The following is an 18,065-nucleotide window of genomic DNA, read 5'->3' as shown; positions in this document are numbered from 1 at the left end:
CGCTCCCGTACCGCTCGGAACTGTCTGCTCAACAGCGTGGCACTTCGGTGATCATTCCGGGGCCGACCGGGATGTCGAATGGCCGAAGGCCCGAACCGGGGGCGGTTCGGGGCCTGCTGGTCGTCTACTCAGCGGGTGTTGTCACAGAGGATTTCGAATGCGCGGGCCGCGTCTTCCGGGAAGACCAATACCCGGTGGCGGGTCGGACGGGCCGGGCCGATGGTGGCGCGGATCCCGTTGTCACGCAGCAGGTCGCGGACCGTGCGGGCGGTGGTTTCGGTGGCCACCGTCGCGGCCGCGACGAGCAGGCCGTAGTCCTCGGTAGCCGGCTCATGCGAGCGCGTCGGCCACATCATGGGGTGTGCCTTTCGCCGTCGGAGACTCGGTCCTGGTACCTCTGCAGCACGGCGAGCTGTTTGCGCTCCTCGGCATGCTCGATCTCGAAGTGTCGCTCGGATTCCGCAATGGTATCGGGTCGCAGGAAGCTGCCAGTGCCCGGTTTGCCCGCCGAACCGAGTTTGTTCATCTTCTTCGGGATCGCCGCGCCCTGGTAGGCCAGCGGCACCGGATGGCCGTCCTCGTCGACCGGTCCGAGCGACTGGTGCACCTCGATGTACTCACCGTGCGGCAGTCGCTTGATTATGCCGGTTTCGATGCCGTGCTCCAGCACCGCCCGGTCACTGCGCTGCAGACCCAGGCAGAACCGATAGGTGATGAAGTACGCGATCGGCGGCGCGATCAACAGACCGATGCGGCCCATCCAGGTGGTGGCATTGAGCGAGATGTCGAACTTCAACGCGATGATGTCGTTGACGCAACTGAGCGTCAGCACCACGTAGAAGGTGATCGCCATCGCGCCGATTCCGGTGCGCACCGGCACATCTCGCGGCCGCTGCAAGAGATTGTGCGCCGCGTAATCCTTGGTGAGCCGCTTCTCGATCCACGGGTAGGCGGGCAGGATCACCAGGACAATACCCATCACCATGGCCACCCAGAATGCCGCCGGAATGGTGTAGTTGCCGAGGTATATCTCCCACGGCGGCATGAGCCGGGCCAGGCCGTCGGTCCACATCATGTAGAAGTCCGGCTGCGAACCCGCCGACACCTGCGCCGGGTTGTAGGGCCCGAGATTCCAGATCGGATTGATCTGGAAGACACCGCCCATGATCGCCACCGTGGCGAGGGTGAACATGAAGAACGCACCCTGGTCCGCAGCGAAGACCGGCACGATACGCGCACCGATGACATTGCGCTCGGTCCGACCCGGTCCGGGGAATTGCGTGTGTTTCTGATACCAGACCAGCGCGATATGCGCGGCGATCAGCGCGAGCATGATGCCGGGGAATAGCAACACATGCGTGATGAACAGACGCGGAATCAGTACCTCGCCCGGAAATTCGCCGCCGAAAAGGGCAAAGTGGATCCAGGTTCCGACGATCGGGATGCTCATCGTGATGCCGCCGAGCGGTGACCGCAGACCGGTGCCCGACAGCAGATCATCGGGCAAGCTGTAGCCGAAGTAGCCCTCGAACATGGCCAGGATCAACAGCGTCGAGCCGATCACCCAATTCGCCTCGCGCGGTTTGCGGAACGCGCCGGTGAAGAAGATCCGCAGGCAATGCACGATGATCGCGGCCAGGAACATCAGTGCGGCCCAATGATGTACCTGCCGGACGAACAGACCGCCGCGCACCTCGAACGAAATATCGAGGGAGCTGGCATAGGCCGCCGACATGTGCATACCGCGCAGCGGTTGATACGCACCGTCGTAGACCACTTCGGTCATCGATGGATCGAAGAACAGCGTCAGGTAGATGCCCGAGATCAGCAGGATGATGAAGCTGTACAAGGCGATTTCGCCGAGCAGGAAGGTCCAGTGTGTCGGAAAGACCTTATTGATCGAACGTTTCACGAAGGCCGCGGCGCGGTACCGCTCGTCCGCGGCGTTTGCATGGTGTGCCGCCTTCGAACTCATCGCCCGATCCCGTCGGAGCCGAGCAGTCCCACCTCGTAACAAATGAACAGCACAGGCATTGTCATCTCCTTCTCGATCGGAAGCCGGCTACGCATAAGACGCGCGAGCGGTCCGAAACGTGACGGCCTGGATGCGAGAGGTACTTGCCGGACTGCGGGGCAATCGGGCGAATGCCCTGAACTCGAGCCGTGATGACACGGCGATGTGACGGAGATCTCGTCAGGGTTAGGGGAGTTCGTTCAATGCGGTGAGGAAGTCGTCCGATGGGTAGATCCGGAGCGAGTCGCCGGTGTGCTGGGTGGCGGCGGCCAGCTCGATGGTGCCACTGTGCCACCAGTAGACATCCTGGCTGACCGGCCACGGGCGCTGCGTGTAATCGAGCATCGCGACCTGGGCCAGTAGCGTGGTCGCCTGGACGACTTCGAGATCCGCCACCGGATGCGCGTAGATATGGCGCTGGGACGGCACCACGAATACCGCGCCGGCCGGTCCGATCACCGGATACTCGTCGAGCCAGCACGCGTGCGCGGTGATGTAGTCGGAGATACCGCACAGCGTGGTGATTTCGACACCGTCGGCGCTGGGCATATCGATCCGATTGGGCACATCGATCCGATGGGTGAGCACGTCCAGCGGACCATCACCGCGGGTGTTCTGCTCAGCGAGGGCGAACAGGTCGTATTCGTCGATCGGCCACTGCCGCGCCATCGCGTAGGTGACCGGAGCCATGGTGTGCACCTGATCGATCAGCACTCGTTGGATCAGGCCCGGTGCGACCTGGCGACGCACCACATCCGGCGCGCCGCCGTGTTCGGAATAGAGCCGAGTCCTGATGAGCCCCTGCACCATCGCGAAGTCACCGGTATCGAGCGGATCGCTGTCGAGCTCCAGATCGACCAGCCCGGTACTCAGATAATCCGCCACCAATGCCGGCCACTGATCCGGCGGTTCATCTGCGGCCATCCGCCGCAAATTCGTCAGCCCGACCATCACATCCCCCGCGGGCCCGGACAACACCACGTCGTCGGCCGCCGCCACCCGGCACGAATACCCCAGCTGCTGTGCCGCCGCCACCGTGAGAGACAACAACAGATCCGGCGCTACCTCCGACACCGTGACCCCCTCGCCCATCTCGCGGTGCACCAGCTTTCACCAAGAACCCCGCAGTTGCCGCACCCGGAACACGTACCCTGTGATTGTGCCTCGCCGACGCGACCCGCACCCGGATGTTGGGCGAGATCGCCCACCCACGAGATGCCACGGGCCGGCGGCTCGGCCGGCTCAGGTCGCCATGCGCGCGGAGCACTGGTGCTCATGGCGCCGGGACTCGAGGTGCGAACGACCTGGGCGTCCGATGCGCCGCTGCCACGAACGCTGCACACGCGTCGGGATGTTTATCCCCGCTGGCTGTTTCGACTCCACTATTGACATCCACCGCGAACGGACGTACCCGTGCGATGGCATCGGCGACATTGTCCGAACCGAGACCACCGGCGAGGATGACCGGGCAGCCCAGTTCGTGAAGCGCTGTCACGACGGCCGCACTGACCGACCAGTCGTGGGCGCGTCCGGTACCGCCCAACCGGTCCGCGGTGCGCGAATCGAGAAGTACCGCATCGCAGTCCGCGGCGGCCTGACGTGCGGTCTCGACGGCCTCCGGTCCGGTGACATGCACCGCCTTGATGACCTTCCGGCCACCCGCGGTCCTTAGGACTTCACGGACGGTGTCGATGGTGACGAGCCCGTGGACCTGGATTGCATCCACGCCGACTCGGTCGGCCAGATCCACGATAGTGGCCGCGTCCTCCAGGTGGGTGACCAGGACCCGGGTGACGAAAGGCGGAGCGAGCCGCGACAGCGCAGCCGCGTGCTCGGCGTCGAGGGCATCTTCGCTGAAATGGGTGATCCCGGAGATGAATCCGATGGCGTCGGCGCCGGCGGCAACCGCGATCCGCAGATCGTCTTCGGACCTGATCCCGCAAATCTTTGCGCGCACCGTCACGACTCGACGATATCCGTGCGGTGCTGCGGGCCGGGCTATGGAATCGCGGGAAACCAAACGAGCCCGGTGCGGTTGGCACCGGGCTCGTGGAGGTTGGGAGGCCTAGCTGGCGGCTGTTTCCGGGATGCGGGGGGCTTCGGGGGCGGAGTCGCTGGGGACGCCCTTCTTCAGGCTGGCGGCATACACGTCGACATACTCTTGGCCGCCGAGTTGCATGAGTTCGTACATGACCTCATCGGTGACGGCGCGTTCGACGAAGCGGTTGCCGCCCATGCCTTCGTAGCGGGAGAAGTCGATGGGGGCGCCGAATTTGACGGTGACCTTGTGGCGGCGCCAGCGGAACGGGCCGGGCGGGCAGACCTCGAAGGTGCCGATGACAGCGACCGGGATGACGGGAACGCCGGTCTCGAGCGCGAGGCGAGCCAGGCCGGTCTTCCCCTTGTAAAGGCGACCGTCGGGGGAGCGGGTGCCCTCCGGGTAAAGGCCGACGAGGTGCCCCTTGTCGAGCAGTTTGCGTGCGGCATTGAGCGCGTCCTCGGCCGCGTCGGCGCCGCTGCGGTCGATCGGGTACTGGCCGGTGGCGGTGAAGAAGAACTTCTGCAGCCGTCCCTTGAAGCCGGGGGTGTTGAAGTACTCGGCTTTGGCGAGATAACTGATGCGACGCGGGCTCATCAGGGGCGCGAACAACCAGTCCGAGAAGGACAGGTGGTTCCCGGCCACGATGGCCGGTCCGTTGGCGGGGATGTGCTCCACGCCTTCGACCGTCGGACGGTTGTAGAGGTGCATGAACGGTCCTGGGAACAGGTACTTCAGCATCCAGTAGAGCATGGCGTCCTAACCCCCGCGGCCGGGATCGTTTACGGATACAACCGTCAGTTGCCGACTTTACCGCTGGGTACAGATCACATCCAAGCGGAGCGGTGTATCTCACCACATGTTCTCGAGTACTGATAACCGACCGCCCGCGGCGCGAGCGACGGGGTGAACTCAGTGGGTGGAACGAGCCACCCAGGAACGGCCGCGGCCGGTCTCGGCGAGGGTGGCCCTGGCGAGCTCCGCCGCGCCGATCATCCCGGCCGCCTCACCGAGCTGTGTGGTCCGAATCCGGGCGAGCGGCCGATGCCCGGCACCGGTGATCCCCCGCGCGTATTCCTCGCGCGCCTCATCCAGGAACAGCGGCGCCGAACTGCTTACGCCACCGGCGATCACGATCAGCCCGGGATCGAAGATATCGCTGACGAAGGCCAGCCCGAGCCCGAGCCAGCGGGCGAAATCGGCCATGACCGCCACGGCCAACGGGTCGCCGTCCTGGGCGGCCCCGGCCACCCGGCGTCCGGTCAGCGAACCGGGATCACGCAGCACCTCGCGCGCAAGCACCGTCGAATGCACCGGATCGGTGGCCAGCATTTCGATCGCGGTATCGACCAGAGCCGTTCCGCTGCAATACCTTTCCCAGCAGCCGCGCTTGCCGCACGGACAGGACCGGCCCTGCGGCACCACCTGCAGATGGCCCAGCTCCGGCGCTACACCGTGTGTGCCCCGATACAGTTCGCCGTCGATGAGCAGAGCCGCGCCGATGCCGGTTCCGATCGCGACGAGCACCGAATTGTGCCCGCCAGCCGCGGCACCGAATCGGTACTCGGCCCACATGGCGGCATTGGCGTCGTGCTCGAGGATCACCGGCAGTTCGAGGCGTTCGGTGAGCCGCTCCGCGACCGGGGCGTCCTGCCAGGGTAGGTGCGGTGCGAAGCGCACCGTCGAGCGATCTGCGTTGATGAATCCCGCCACCGCGAGGCCGACCGCGCCGATCGGATGTCGGCGGCACAGTTCCCGGACCGCGCGGTCCAGCGCATTCTCCAGCGCCCGCGCCGAATGCGGTGTCGGCGCCACCACGGTGTCGAGCACCTCGCCGTCGCCGTCGACCACCGATGCGCGAATATTGGTGCCGCCGACGTCGATACCGACGGTCAGCGGTCGCGCATCCGCTACGCGCGCCGTCATGCCTTGATCGTCACGGGAATGCCGACATAGCGGGATCGCTTGCGCCCGACCGGGGTCGACCGCAGGGTGCGGGTATCCGCCTCGGCGGGTGTGGATTCCGTGTTGGGTGCATCGTCTCGCGATTCGGCGGCGACCGAATGATCATGCGGGACACCGTCTTCGGGCATCACAGGATCGACCGGCACCCCGGCCAGCGCCTCGCGCAACACCGTGACGAAAGCCGTCCCGTGATCGGCCACCGCCGCGAGCACATCGTGATGCTCACCGCGCACCAGTGCCGCGGCCGCGCAGAGCGGGCACCAACTGCAACTCGACCAGTCCGGTTGTCCGTCGGCGGCGCGGCGCAGCACGGGTTCGACCCGTTCGAGCACCGCCTCGGCCAGCAGCCGCAATTCCGCGGCGAGTTCACCGAGACCGTCACCGGGCTCGGCGGCGCCGGGGCGGCCGTTCGATTCGGTCATACCGGCCACACTTCCGGGTCCGGGTGGAAACGCACGATCAGATAGCCATCATCGAGTTCGGCGCCGTCGACCGTGCACCGCCGCAATACCGGCGCCAAGCGCACCCGGCGTCGGACCCCGTCCGCTCCCACGATCAAATCGTCCTCCACTCGTCCCAGTCGCAGCGTCGCCGGATCGGCGACGGGCACGTGCATCCGCAATGCGTACACCGAATGCAGACCGGTGCCTGATTCCAATCGAACCACCGGCTCGCCGGAACCTGTGCGAACCTCCACGGGATTGTCGCTCGGCGTGGACTCGGCATTCAACCGCGCATCCGGGTCCATCGCATCCGACAGCGCGGACAGCGACGTGAGTCCGACCGGTTCGGGCCCGGTGTGCTGCGCGATCAGCACCCGTGTCCCGTTCATACCCCGTTGCAGCCGGTTCACCACATCCAATTGTTCGGCGCGGCGATTCAGATACCACTGCACCGCGGGATGGGAGGCCACCTCGAGTGCGGTCGGCGGGGGCACGGCGGGCAGCACCTTGTTCACCACCACCGCGTCCAACCGCAGACCGAGCAGCGCCGCCGCCGACCGCACCCGCTCCGATTCAGCGATGGCGACCTGTTCGGCGACGGTGACCAGCCGCGCACCGGTGCGGCCGTGATCGGCGAGCAGATCGCGCACTTCGGTCACCGCCTCGACGATCCGCTCCACCGTGCTGGCCAGCACCGCGCGCCGCAGATCGGTGCCGACCGCACTCATCGCTCGCACGTGCGGCGGCCACATCCGCTCCACATATCCGAGCAGGGTTTCCGGTGCGGAGATGATGCGCAACATATCCGCCGAGGGCGGGCAATCCACCACGATCACATCCCAGTCGTCCTCGGCGGCGAACTGGGTGATCTCCACCAGCATCAGCAGTTCCTGCACGCCGGGCAGTCCGGTCAGCTCCGCCGGATCCAGTGCGGTCGGATCGATACCGTGATCGTGGTCGGTTCCGGTCGCGAGCACCCGCACCACCTCGCGGAACCGATCCTCCAGCAGCGCAAGAGAATCGACCTCGATCACATCGAGTCCGGTCTGCACGCTCGCGATCCCGGGCACGGTGCCGGGATCGTGCGGAAAACGGAAGCCGAGCGCGTCGCCGAGCGAATGCGCCTGATCCAGCGAGGCCACCAGCACCCGCTGCCCTGTCCGGGCATAAGCCATGGCGGTAGCGCAGGCCACTGTCGTTTTGCCGACCCCGCCTTTGCCGATGAATAGTTCGACCCGAGTCCCGGCCGCCGCGGGCTTGTGCGCGATCAGCCTTCGACCCGTTTCTTCAGTTCTTTGAGCGCGGTATCGGTGATCACCTTCTCGGCCTTGCGCTTGAACATGCCGATCATCGGGATATTCAGGTCGACGGTCAGCTCATAGGTCACCTCGGTGGTGCCGTCGGGCCGGTCGATGAGTTCGTAGGTGCCGTCCTGCGCCTTCTGCAGTTCGCCGCTGATCAGCGTCCAGCTGACCGATTTATCGTCGGGCCGCCAGGTGTAGGACAGCACGTAGGTGTCCTTGACGACTCCGGCGTCCAGGACGAAGCGCGCGGTCCTGGCTCGGCCGCCGGCGCTCTTCTCCAGCACCTCAACGGTTTTCGCCGCCGAGACCCACTCCGGGTAGGACTCCAGATCGGCGATGACGGACATCACCCGCTGCGATGGTGCGTCGATGATGATCGACCTCTGGGTCCTGTCGGCCATGGCGGACAACGATTCCTTTCAGCTGCTGTGCCTACGCTCGTGTGCGTCAGCGGGCGGTCGGGGCGGCGTGTGCCGGTGCGACACCGGCCGCGCGGCCCGCCTCCAGCCTGGCCTTGATCTCGAACGACATATTCTTGCCCGCGACCCGCCGCGCCCGATTGGCAGCGGCGAGATCCCGGGTCGGCGCCTGCGGATCGGCGTGCAGGAAGTAGTGCAGGATCACCCCGTCCAGTGCGGGCTCCAGCCATACTTCCATGGTTCCGGTCAGCGCACCGGTGACCGACCAGCGAATACCCTTGTCGGCCCGGTCTTCCCGGACACCGAGGGTCAGATCGGGCCACCAGCGGCGCCAATTGCTCTCCCCGACCAGGATCTCGGCGACCGCGGCCCCGGGGGCGGCGACGAACGTCTGATCAGCGACCTGAATACTGCTCACGGCTGCGCCTCGCTGACGCTCGGCTCCGCCGTGCGCAGAGCGCGCTGGCACATGGTTCGCTCGCTTCGCTCGCTCACGGCTGCGCCTCGCTGACGCTCGGCTCCGCCGTGCGCAGAGCGCGCTGGCACATGGTTCGCTCGCTTCGCTCGCTCACGGCCGCGCCTCGCTGACGCTCGGCTCCGCCGTGCGCCATGGCGCGCTGTGCCGTTTGTTCATTCGCTGGCGCTCACTCACAGCCCGAGCGTAGTAGATCACACCCCCGAACTGTGAGCCGCCGTCGCCTTATTGCAGCAGCTGACGTAGCCGAGCGCCCAGGCTGTCCCAGCGCCACTGCTCCTCGGCCCACGCGCGTCCCGCCGCGCCCATCTCGGCGGCGGCATCGCGATCGGACAGGATGTCGACAATGGCGTCGGCGATCTCGGTGGTCTTGCGTCCGTCGACGACGCGGCCGGTCTTGCCCTCGAGCACGGTTTCCGGCGCACCGCCCGAACGACCGGCGACCACCGGCACTCCGGACGCCGATGCCTCCAGGTACACGATGCCGAGACCTTCGACATCGAGTCCGGCCCCGCGGGTGCGGCTCGGCATGGCGAACACGTCGGCCAGGGTGTGGTGGGCCGCCAGTTCGCTGGACGGGACCCGGCCGGTGAAGACCACGTCATCGGTGAGACCGAGGGCCGCTGCGAGCCCGTGCAACTTGTCCTCGTACGGGCCACCGCCCGCGACCACAAGCACCGCACCGGGAATCCGCGCGCGAATCTCGAGCATGGCGACGATCAACGCGTCCTGTCCCTTGCGCGGAACCAGCCGCGACAGGCACAGAATGGTCGGGCGATCGCCGAGGCCGTAGCGGTCGCGCAATTCCGTGCGTGCGGCCGGATCCGGCCGGAACACCTCGGTATCGACCCCGGGCGGCAGATATTCGAGCGCGGCATTCGGCCCGAATGCCGAGGCGAACCGGCCGCGCGTATAGCGGCTGACATAGGTGACGGCATCGGTGTTTTCGCCGATCACGCGCAGTGCCTGCCGCGAACCCGGCAGCATGGACCAGCCGACCTCGTGGCCATGGGTGCTGGCCAGAATCCGGGTGGCGCCCGCGCGCCGTAGCATCGGCGACAGCAGTGCCAGCGGCGCCGCCGCACCGAACCACACCGTGTCGCAGTTCTCGCTGCGCAGCAGGCGCGCCGCCCGCCGCAAAACCAGCGGGGTGGGCAGCATCAGCGTGGTCGGGTGGCGCACCACCTGGAACTTCTGCTTGGCATCGAATTTCAGATGACTGTCGCCACGCCACCGCGGCGCATAAACGACCAGATCATCGGGCGGCAGCTCACCGGCCAACGCCTCCAGATACGACTGGATACCACCCGGCCGCGGCGGGAAATCATTGGTAACCAGCAGAGTTCGAGCCATGCGAACAAACTACTGTGCTTGATGTGCCGCGCCTGCGGCGCGGCGTGTTCGCGGCCCCCTGCTGTCTCGCGACTGCCCCTTTCGAGCGACCTGCAAGCAGTCGCTAGCGGCGCCGTCGAGACTCGCGGCTGCGGCGCATGCGCTTCGACGACTCGGCTGTGTTCGATGGCCGCGCCTGCGGCGCGGACGCGAGACTGGCCGCGAACGGGTCCCTCGTAAGCATCTCGCTCCGTGCAGGTTGGGTTAGTAGTGGAACTTGACGCTTCACGCACTGCGGTCGGTCGGCCGCAAGATGGATAAGGCCGTGAACTCCTCGGTCGGGTCCGGCTCGCTTCGCCGGGGACGGAGGGCAGCGATGCTCGGCTCAGGTGGCTCGGGCCGACAACCAAGCGCGCCAGTCGGCGACCAGATCATCTCGGCCGGTGCCGAGGACATCGCGCATGATGCTGTCCTCGCTCGCGGGGTCCTGTTTGCCCGCGGCGATCCGGCGGTAGAGCTCGACCAGCCGCGGCTGGTCGAACTTCTCGGCGACGAACGCGCAAGCCGACCAGGCTTGCTCATACGCGACGACGGCACCGCTGCCCGCGAAATCGGTGGCCGACGGGAGAGCACGCGGGACCTCTCCGGCGCGGATGCGGGTGGCGACCGTTGGCGCGATATCAGCGAAATGATGTCCGGTGCCGAGGTGTGCCACGAATTCGGCGAAACCCTCGACCATCCACTGCGGTGCTCCGTCGACGGTCTGGGCTCGGGTGCCGATATGGGTGAGTTCATGGCGCAACAGAGTGCGCAGACCGTCGGCGTCGAGGCGACGTCCAGCATCGGAACTGAAGATGACGCGCTGGCCGGTTGGCTGAGTGCCCGGCACGAACGGATCGGCGACCGAGGCCGCGGCGACATCGGCGGGCATGCTCGCATCCGAGCGCACCAGCGCGGCGAACTCCGACGGATTCGACGCGACGACCACCGTCGCGGACTGGGCCCAGCCCGGACCCCATACTTCGGTGACGGCCGTGATCGCGGTGCCAAGTTCGCCCGCGAGCGTGTCGATTTCGGCCTGCTGGGCCGGATGACCGACAACCAGGGACTCCTGGCCGTTCCCGGTCGGCACCCGCTCTGTGACGAGCTGTCCGAAGGGTTCCAGCGTCCGCCGCACCGCGGCGAGGCGCGGATCGTCCTCGGCGGCGCGCAAGCTGCCGATCGAAGTCGGCTCGGCCGCATGCAGTTTCGGCAGTACCGAATTCGGCACCATCAGCAGTGCACCGCAGGTGCCAGTCAGTACGGTCACCATCGCGACGGTGGCGACGAACTGGAAGCGGCGCCGCACGAACAACCAGGCGCGGGCCCGCCGAATGCTACTCATAGCTGATCAGTATCGCCGTGCTGAGTGATAGGGCGTCGACCCCATCGGCGCAACGGCTACCGGAACCCCGAATGTGGAGGCGTGCACCATCAATCCATTGCCGGCATAGATACCGACATGGGAGATATCGGAGTAGAAGAACACGACATCGCCGGGTTGCAGATCCTTCTGATCCACCGGCGTGCCGTAGGTGGCCTGCTGCGAACTTGTTCGCGGCACATCCTTGCCGACCTGTTTGAAAGCCCATTGCACCAGGCCGGAGCAGTCGAACTGGTGCGGTCCGGTCGCGCCCCAGACATAGGGGTCGCCGATGCGGGTGAGTCCGGCGGCCAATGCGCTGGTGCCGCTGCCGGGAACCAGTCCGCGCAGCAGGGTGTCGATATCGAAACCGGGTGGGAAGGGCGATCCGGCCAATGCCGATTTGTCCTTGGTGGACAACTGCCCCCACGCCTCGACCACCTGCGCGATGGACCCGGACAGGGTGGCCCGCTTGCGTTCGAGATCCGCGCGCACCCGGTCGGCCTTATCGGAGGCTGCGCGTGCGGTATCGGCGGCGGCGCGTGCGGCCTTTTCCGCCTCGGTCGCGACGGCGGTCGCTTGCTTGTAGAGAGTGAGTTGCTCCGAGTTCTTGGCCGAGATCATGTCGATGGTGGACATCTGGTCGAGCAGACGCTGCGGTGAGTCGCTGAGCAGGACGGCGGAGAGCCGGTTCGTGCGCGCGCCCTGATAGGCGGCGACCACGGTGCGATCGATGATCGGCTGGAACTTGCGGACTTCCTCACGCGCCGCATCGGCGGTCTGCGTTACCGCCGCGAGTTTGGCGTCGGCATCGTGCAGGGCGGCGAGTTTGGTGTCGAGATCGGCCTGTGCACCGAGCGCCTGCTGATTGAGCTGCTCGGATTCGCGCGACAAGTCGATCATCCGCTGCACGGCCTCACTGGCCGTGGTCGGAATGGCGGCCGGATCGGCGCCGGCTGGACTGCCACTGCAGAGGGCGGCGGTCAGTACTCCGGCCGCTAATGCCCCTCCCACCAGACGTTTCGTGCGATGTCTCCGATGATGTGCTGTCACAGCGCGCCAGGCCCCGTTTCTCTCGTGAAGCGATCTTGTCGCCTCCGTAAGCTGCGGAACTTCTGCGGCGAACTTCGCAACCCCTGGGAAGATCTCGATTAGGTTACGGAACGGCGTAGGTCTGTGTCCAGTGGGCCACAAAATGATCACTTGAGCCATCCCGACGCCCGGCCGTTCCGTACGGCCGGGCGGGGTGATCGAAAGGGCTGCTCAGAAGCGGCGAGCGCCGGCGACCGGCATGGAGGAGATCGGCGCGAGCTTCACCGGGGTGCCGGAGGTAGAGGCGTGGATGACGTTGCCGTCACCGGCGTACAGGCCGGAGTGGCCACCGCCGTAGAACGACACCAGATCGCCCGGCTGCAGGTTGTCGAGCGAGACCGGGGTACCAGCGTTCAGCTGCTCACCGCTGGTGCGCGGCAGCTCCAGGCCGGCCTGCCGGTAGGACCATTTGACCAAGCCCGAGCAGTCGAAGGCGTTCGGGCCGGCGGCGCCGTAGACGTACGGTGCGCCGAGCTTGCTCATCGCGGCGTCGAGCGCGATATCGCCGACGGTCTTCTTGGGGGCCAGGAACGGCCGCTGCGCCGGTCCGGGCGCCTCGACGCCCGGGGTACCCTGCGGGATCGGGATCTCGTTCGGGACGTCGAAGGTGCCGACGCCGGGAATGGTGATCGGCTGGGCCGAGGCGGGCGCGGCGGGTAGGAGGAAGACGCCGAGCGTGGCAGCTCCGACGGCTCCAGCCGTGATGGCACGCTTGGCATGTCGCTTGACGGTGTTGGTCGCCATGATGCGGTACTTCCAATCTGCCCCACGACGCCGCACCCGGTGGTGTGACGGACTTCGTGTCGAAGCACCGTCGGGTGGTGCGTCGGACTCCGTGAGGTCTCGAAAAGATTACGAACAGATCACGGTGATTTGTAAAGCGGGGGACATCCGAAAAGGCGACGCTCAACACATTCTCCGATGAGTGTATGCGATTTATGTCACATCAATCACGAAACGATAACGGGGCGTATTTATCCGCGGATGTCGACACCGTTGCCGAGCTGGATGGTCTCCGGCCTCGATGCGTCTCAGGCGCTGAGTTCTGCGGCATTTGCCCAGGTCGTGAAGGTGTACTTGCTCTTGGTCGCCAGGTGGATCGAACCGACTGGTCTGCTTCCTCGGGGTGCGGGTGGTGTGTTGACGACCTCGACTCCGGACGCCGGGGTGCGTCCGCCAGATTGATGCAATTTCATAAATAATGTGACGCGCATCACTGTTTGATTTTCTAGATCATTTTGTGGGAAGGGGAGCGAAATCCTCACGGTGTAATTCGGACATTTCTCTGGTGAATTCCCAAGTGGGTTTTCCGGCGGTTCCTGTCGGACCCAGGCCCTACGCTGCACGCCGTGCCCGATCCGACACCGCGCCAAGCCGCAGTGCAGTTGGCCTTCGACGAGCTCGAGATGCCGCTCTACGACACCACCTTCGTGGTCGTCGACCTGGAGACCACGGGCACCAGCCCCGAAAGCGATGCGATCACCGAGATCGGCGCGGTGAAGGTGCGCGGCGGCGAGGTGCTGGGGGAGTTCGCGACCCTGGTGAATCCGGGACGGGCCATCCCGCCCGCGATCGTCCGGATCGCCGGCATTACCACCGCGATGGTTTACGAGGCACCCCGGATCGAGGCGGTGCTGCCGGGTTTTCTCGAGTTCGCCAAGGGTGCTGTGCTGGTCGCGCACAATGCCCGGTTCGATATGGCCTTCCTGCGCGCCGCGGCGGCTCGCCTGGATACGCCGTGGCCGAGCGGGCCAGTGGTGTGCACGGTGAAGCTGGCGCGGCGCGTACTTGCCCGCGACGAAGCTCCCTCGGTCCGGCTCGGTGTGCTCGCGCCGCTGCTCGGTGCGACCACCCAGCCGAACCACCGCGCCCTCGACGATGCCAGGGCCACCGTGGACGTGCTGCACGCCCTCATCGGACGGGTCGGCAATCTGGGCGTGCACAGCCTGACCGAACTGCTCGACTATCTGCCGAATGTCACATCGCGCCAACGCGCCAAACGGGTTCTCGCCAACGATCTGCCGGCGAGTCCCGGCGTCTATCTCTTCCGCGGTCCCTCCGACGAAGTCCTCTATATAGGGACGGCCGTGAATCTGCGCCGCCGCGTGCGCAATTACTTCACCGGATCCGAGACCCGCGGCCGGATGAAAGAGATGGTCTCCCTTGCCGTTCGGGTCGACCACGTGGTGTGCGCGCACGGCCTGGAGGCCGGGGTGCGCGAGTTGCGACTGATCGTCGCGCATACCCCGCCCTATAACCGGCGCTCGAAATTCCCCAAGCGCGGTTGGTGGATAACGCTGACCGACGAACCGTTTCCCCGATTCGCGATCGCGCGCACGCCGACCGCGGATGCGTTGGGGCCCTTCCCTTCTCGAATCGACGCGAACGATATCGCGCTGACCATCGCGGAGCACAGCGGTCTGCGCACCTGCACCACGCGACTGCCGCGCGACGGTCGCCACGATTGTCCGCCCGCGGTGGTCGGCGGATGCCCGGCGGCCGTCGGCGACATTCCTATATATAGAGAGGAATACGAACCCGCCGCGGCGGCCGTTCGGGCGCTGTTCGCGGGACACTCCGACGCGCCGCTGCGGGCGATGCTCGATGCCATCGAAACTCATTCGCACGCAGAACATTTCGAGGCCGCCGCCCGATTGCGCGACCGGACCGTCGCGGTGTTGCGGGCACTGCACCGCACCCAACGACTGGCCGCGGTGGCGCGGATCGCCGAACTGATCGCGGCGTATCCGGATGGCGCGGGCGGTTGGGAGTACGCGGTGATCCGCTACGGGCGGTTGGCGGGGGCGGGTACGTCGGCGCGCGGTGTGCCGCCCATGCCGGTGATCGAACGCATCGTCGCGACATCGGAGACGGTACTGCCGGATCCGCTGCCGCCGTTGCGCGGTGCATCGCCGGAAGAGGTCGGTCTGGTGGTGCGATGGCTGGGGCGGTCGGGGGTGCGGATTGTGCGCACGAGTGCGGGATACGGCGAACCGATCCGCGGTGCCGGACGCTGGGCCGGGTGGGCCGATCTCGCCGATGCGGCCGCGCGGGCCCGACTCCACCCGCAGGACGCCGAACTCTCGGGGTACGCCCGCAGCGACCGCCTAGGCTGACAGGCATGATTACCGCGATCGTGATGATCCAGGCCGAGAACGCCCGCATTCCCGAGACCGCACAGGCGGTCGCCGACACCGAGGGCGTCACCGAGGTCTACTCCTGTGCGGGCGATGTCGACCTGATCGCGGTCGTGCGGGTGCGCGACCATGAGCAGATTGCCGAGGTGGTGACCGGCCGGATCGACAAGACCCCCGGTGTCGCCCGCACCACCACCCATATCGCCTTCAAGTCCTACTCTCGCGCCGACGTCGAAGCGGGGTTCTCCCTCGGCGAATGAGCCGCTCAGGAAACGAGGATGGAAGAGCCGGAGAAGGTGCGCGAGGCGCCGGAGGGGAGTGCGGCACCGGCTTCTCCCTTGCAGCCGGCCATAGCGAAGACGGTGACGGTGGCGTCGGTGTGGTTCTCGATGGCCAAGGGGGCGGCGCTGCCGCCGATTCGCAGGCAGCCGGACGGTCCGCGGTAGACGGTGCCGTTGACGACCAGGGTGCCCTGCGCCGCGTGTGCGGCGGGTCCGCCGACGACCGCCGCCGCGATCGCCAATACGCCTAGTGCCGCGTAAACGCCCCGCTTCATCAATGTGCTCCTCAGCAGTCGAGCCGGGCGGCGTACACCCGACGCGAAACGGGGCAACGCCGGATGGCCGCCGCCACTGTAACCTGTACCACCACAAGAGGTTTGCCGACGGCGCGGCGCACGAATCGCGCCGCGGGAGTCAGTTGCCGCCGAGGGTGTTGGTGAGTTTGGTCCAGCGCTCGAGCAGGGCGGCGGATTTGCCGGTGTCGATGGCTTCGACGGCGCGATCGATGCCCGCGGCGATGGCCTCGTGGATATCGGCATTCGGATCGCCGACACCTCGGGACAGGTCGTAGGCGACGATGGCGGCGGCGGAGTTGAGCAGCACCGCATCGCGCACCGGGCCAGCGGTACCCGCGAATACGCTGCGCGCGATACCTGCGTTGACTTCGGCGTCGCCGCCGCGCAACGCGTCCAGATCGACGCGCGCGATGCCGATGCGGGTCGGATCGATGGTGGTTTGCCGCAGTTTTCCGTCCGATACCACCCATGCGTCGGTGGTATCGGAGGTGGTGATCTCGTCCAGGCCGTCATTGCCGCGCACCACGAGCGCGCTCGCGCCACGCGCAGCGAACACCCCGGCGATGACCGGCAACAGTTCGGGGAACGCGCAGCCGACCAGCCCGGCTCGCGGTTGCGCGGGGTTGGTGAGCGGGCCGAGGACATTGAAAACGGTGGGTATGCCGATTTCCTTGCGGGCCGGACCGGCGAAGCGCAGCGCAGGATGGAACAGCGGCGCGAAGCAGAAGCCGATGCCGACCTCGCGCACGCAGCGAGCGACGGCGTCGGGACCGAGGGCCAGCTTCACGCCCAATGCCTCCAGCACATCGGCGCCACCGCTCCTCGAGGAGGCCGCGCGATTGCCGTGCTTGACCACGGGCACACCGGCCGAGGCCACCACGATCGAGGACATCGTCGAGATATTCACCGAACCGGAACGGTCACCTCCGGTCCCGACAATGTCCACCGCATCGCCGTCGACGTGGACCAGGCGAGCGTGGCCGAGCATGCCGGCGGCCATGCCGGACAGTTCCGCAGGAGTCGGGCCCTTGATCTTCATTGCGACACCGAAGGCGGCGATCTGTGCCTGCGTCGCATTGTCGGTGAAGATCTCGTTGATCACCCAGGTCGTGTCCTCCGCTGCCAGATCGCCACCATCGGCAAGGGTCCCGAGTACTTGGGGCCAGCTGCGCATGTCCACTTCTCCTGTCACCACTGGTTCGCGCACCAGTCTGTCGCGATAGAGCGTAGTGGTCGAGACGTTATTACCGCGGCGCGGTCGCGGAACCGGGTTGCAGGGCATCCCAGCCGTCCGCGACGCCGTCGTGGCGTTGGGCGAGACCGACCATCCTGGACCGTTCCTGTGAACAGTGCAGCGCGTCGAGCAATTGAACCCGTTGCAGGATCAGTGATTCCAGTTCGTGTGGCCCCGCGGTGCGCGGGGCCGCGGCGTAGCCGTCCTGGGCTGCTATCGCACACACCTCATCGATCCGATCGGGCGGAATACGCAAGTGATGGCGCAGCAGTGCGAGCTCGTCCGCGTCGAGAGCCGAGGCGCGCGCGAGTGTTGTCGAACACGCTTCGGAGTCATCGAAGCACTCCGCTACGACTGCTAGATCGGAACGGGTCGGATCGAGCGGTTCGGGTTCGTGCCCGCCGAACAGCCGTCGCCACCACCGCGTCACATCCGCCTCCTGATCTCAGCTTTTCCTTACCTACGCCTGACATGCTCGGAAGGGAGTCACACCGATCGTCGCATCTGCCGCGCCACAGCCGCGCACGCTCGTGATCAACCCGCCGACACCTTGGTTCAGAGACTGTCTGTCCGTGCGTTTTCCGACACGGGAGGACAAGTTTCGCACCCGGGTACTTGTGTCGTACTACGACG

19 protein-coding genes are annotated in these 18,065 nt (G+C 66.5%); 2 read left to right on the top strand and 17 right to left on the bottom strand.

Features of this window, described 5'->3' with window-relative positions; genetic code table 11:
- Nucleotides 1-128: 128 nt before the first annotated feature.
- The 14 genes from AB0L63_RS23860 to AB0L63_RS23795 form a co-directional block, all read right to left on the bottom strand.
- Complete coding sequence (locus tag AB0L63_RS23860; RefSeq protein WP_364504751.1) at nucleotides 129-356, bottom strand: hypothetical protein; 228 nt, start codon at nucleotides 354-356, stop codon at nucleotides 129-131.
- The gene (locus AB0L63_RS23855) at nucleotides 353-1,975 is read right to left on the bottom strand and encodes a cytochrome bc complex cytochrome b subunit (protein ID WP_364504749.1); all 1,623 of its coding nucleotides are present in this window, start codon (nucleotides 1,973-1,975) and stop codon (nucleotides 353-355) included. The genes AB0L63_RS23860 and AB0L63_RS23855 overlap by 4 nt, the downstream gene beginning before the upstream one ends.
- Nucleotides 1,976-2,200: 225 nt before the next feature.
- Nucleotides 2,201-3,088: a hypothetical protein gene (locus tag AB0L63_RS23850; protein WP_364504747.1), complete on the bottom strand. Its 888-nt coding sequence runs from the start codon at nucleotides 3,086-3,088 to the stop codon at nucleotides 2,201-2,203.
- Between the two features lie 199 nt (nucleotides 3,089-3,287).
- Entirely contained in the window at nucleotides 3,288-3,977 is a 690-nt protein-coding gene (locus AB0L63_RS23845) for a phosphoribosylanthranilate isomerase (RefSeq protein WP_364504745.1), read from the bottom strand.
- Nucleotides 3,978-4,079: 102 nt separating this feature from the next.
- Nucleotides 4,080-4,805, bottom strand: a complete 726-nt coding sequence (locus tag AB0L63_RS23840) for a lysophospholipid acyltransferase family protein (RefSeq protein ID WP_364504743.1) — start codon at nucleotides 4,803-4,805, stop codon at nucleotides 4,080-4,082.
- 159 nt (nucleotides 4,806-4,964) lie between these two features.
- A complete protein-coding gene (locus AB0L63_RS23835) occupies nucleotides 4,965-5,978 on the bottom strand; it encodes an ROK family protein (RefSeq protein ID WP_364504741.1) in 1,014 nt (337 codons plus the stop codon).
- Entirely contained in the window at nucleotides 5,975-6,439 is a 465-nt protein-coding gene (locus AB0L63_RS23830) for a hypothetical protein (RefSeq protein ID WP_364504739.1), read from the bottom strand. Before AB0L63_RS23830 ends, AB0L63_RS23835 begins: the two co-directional genes overlap by 4 nt.
- Complete coding sequence (locus tag AB0L63_RS23825; RefSeq protein WP_364504796.1) at nucleotides 6,436-7,728, bottom strand: ArsA family ATPase; 1,293 nt, start codon at nucleotides 7,726-7,728, stop codon at nucleotides 6,436-6,438. The genes AB0L63_RS23830 and AB0L63_RS23825 overlap by 4 nt, the downstream gene beginning before the upstream one ends.
- On the bottom strand, nucleotides 7,728-8,165 hold the full coding sequence (locus AB0L63_RS23820) for an SRPBCC family protein (protein WP_364504737.1): 438 nt from the start codon (nucleotides 8,163-8,165) through the stop codon (nucleotides 7,728-7,730). Before AB0L63_RS23820 ends, AB0L63_RS23825 begins: the two co-directional genes overlap by 1 nt.
- A gap of 46 nt (nucleotides 8,166-8,211) precedes the next feature.
- The gene (locus AB0L63_RS23815) at nucleotides 8,212-8,601 is read right to left on the bottom strand and encodes a polyketide cyclase / dehydrase and lipid transport (RefSeq protein ID WP_364504735.1); all 390 of its coding nucleotides are present in this window, start codon (nucleotides 8,599-8,601) and stop codon (nucleotides 8,212-8,214) included.
- 282 nt (nucleotides 8,602-8,883) lie between these two features.
- The gene (locus tag AB0L63_RS23810) at nucleotides 8,884-10,011 is read right to left on the bottom strand and encodes a glycosyltransferase family 4 protein (RefSeq protein ID WP_364504733.1); all 1,128 of its coding nucleotides are present in this window, start codon (nucleotides 10,009-10,011) and stop codon (nucleotides 8,884-8,886) included.
- A gap of 364 nt (nucleotides 10,012-10,375) precedes the next feature.
- Complete coding sequence (locus tag AB0L63_RS23805) at nucleotides 10,376-11,374, bottom strand: hypothetical protein (RefSeq protein ID WP_364504731.1); 999 nt, start codon at nucleotides 11,372-11,374, stop codon at nucleotides 10,376-10,378.
- Between the two features lie 6 nt (nucleotides 11,375-11,380).
- Nucleotides 11,381-12,406, bottom strand: a complete 1,026-nt coding sequence (locus AB0L63_RS23800) for an NlpC/P60 family protein (protein WP_364504729.1) — start codon at nucleotides 12,404-12,406, stop codon at nucleotides 11,381-11,383.
- Between the two features lie 249 nt (nucleotides 12,407-12,655).
- Complete coding sequence (locus AB0L63_RS23795) at nucleotides 12,656-13,228, bottom strand: C40 family peptidase (protein ID WP_364504727.1); 573 nt, start codon at nucleotides 13,226-13,228, stop codon at nucleotides 12,656-12,658.
- A gap of 662 nt (nucleotides 13,229-13,890) precedes the next feature.
- On the opposite strand from AB0L63_RS23795, the gene AB0L63_RS23790 reads away from it, so the two are divergent.
- Nucleotides 13,891-15,600 carry a DEDD exonuclease domain-containing protein gene (locus AB0L63_RS23790; protein WP_364504794.1) on the top strand — a complete coding sequence of 570 codons (1,710 nt, stop codon included), beginning with the start codon at nucleotides 13,891-13,893 and terminating at the stop codon, nucleotides 15,598-15,600.
- Between the two features lie 5 nt (nucleotides 15,601-15,605).
- A complete protein-coding gene (locus tag AB0L63_RS23785; protein WP_364504725.1) occupies nucleotides 15,606-15,881 on the top strand; it encodes an Lrp/AsnC ligand binding domain-containing protein in 276 nt (91 codons plus the stop codon).
- A 5-nt stretch (nucleotides 15,882-15,886) separates the two neighbouring features.
- Here AB0L63_RS23785 and AB0L63_RS23780 read toward each other — a convergent pair whose 3' ends face one another.
- The 3 genes from AB0L63_RS23780 to AB0L63_RS23770 form a co-directional block, all read right to left on the bottom strand.
- On the bottom strand, nucleotides 15,887-16,177 hold the full coding sequence (locus AB0L63_RS23780) for a hypothetical protein (protein WP_364504723.1): 291 nt from the start codon (nucleotides 16,175-16,177) through the stop codon (nucleotides 15,887-15,889).
- Between the two features lie 139 nt (nucleotides 16,178-16,316).
- Nucleotides 16,317-17,372 (bottom strand): anthranilate phosphoribosyltransferase, encoded by a 1,056-nt coding sequence (gene trpD / locus AB0L63_RS23775; protein ID WP_364504721.1) that lies wholly within the window; start codon nucleotides 17,370-17,372, stop codon nucleotides 16,317-16,319.
- A gap of 70 nt (nucleotides 17,373-17,442) precedes the next feature.
- Complete coding sequence (locus tag AB0L63_RS23770) at nucleotides 17,443-17,862, bottom strand: hypothetical protein (protein ID WP_364504719.1); 420 nt, start codon at nucleotides 17,860-17,862, stop codon at nucleotides 17,443-17,445.
- Between the last annotated feature and the right edge of the window lie 203 nt (nucleotides 17,863-18,065).

It is taken from the genome of Nocardia sp. NPDC051990 (assembly GCF_040680755.1).
Classification (GTDB): domain Bacteria; phylum Actinomycetota; class Actinomycetes; order Mycobacteriales; family Mycobacteriaceae; genus Nocardia.
Note: the sequence above shows the minus strand (reverse complement) of the source record. Positions and strands in the feature narration are given on the sequence as shown.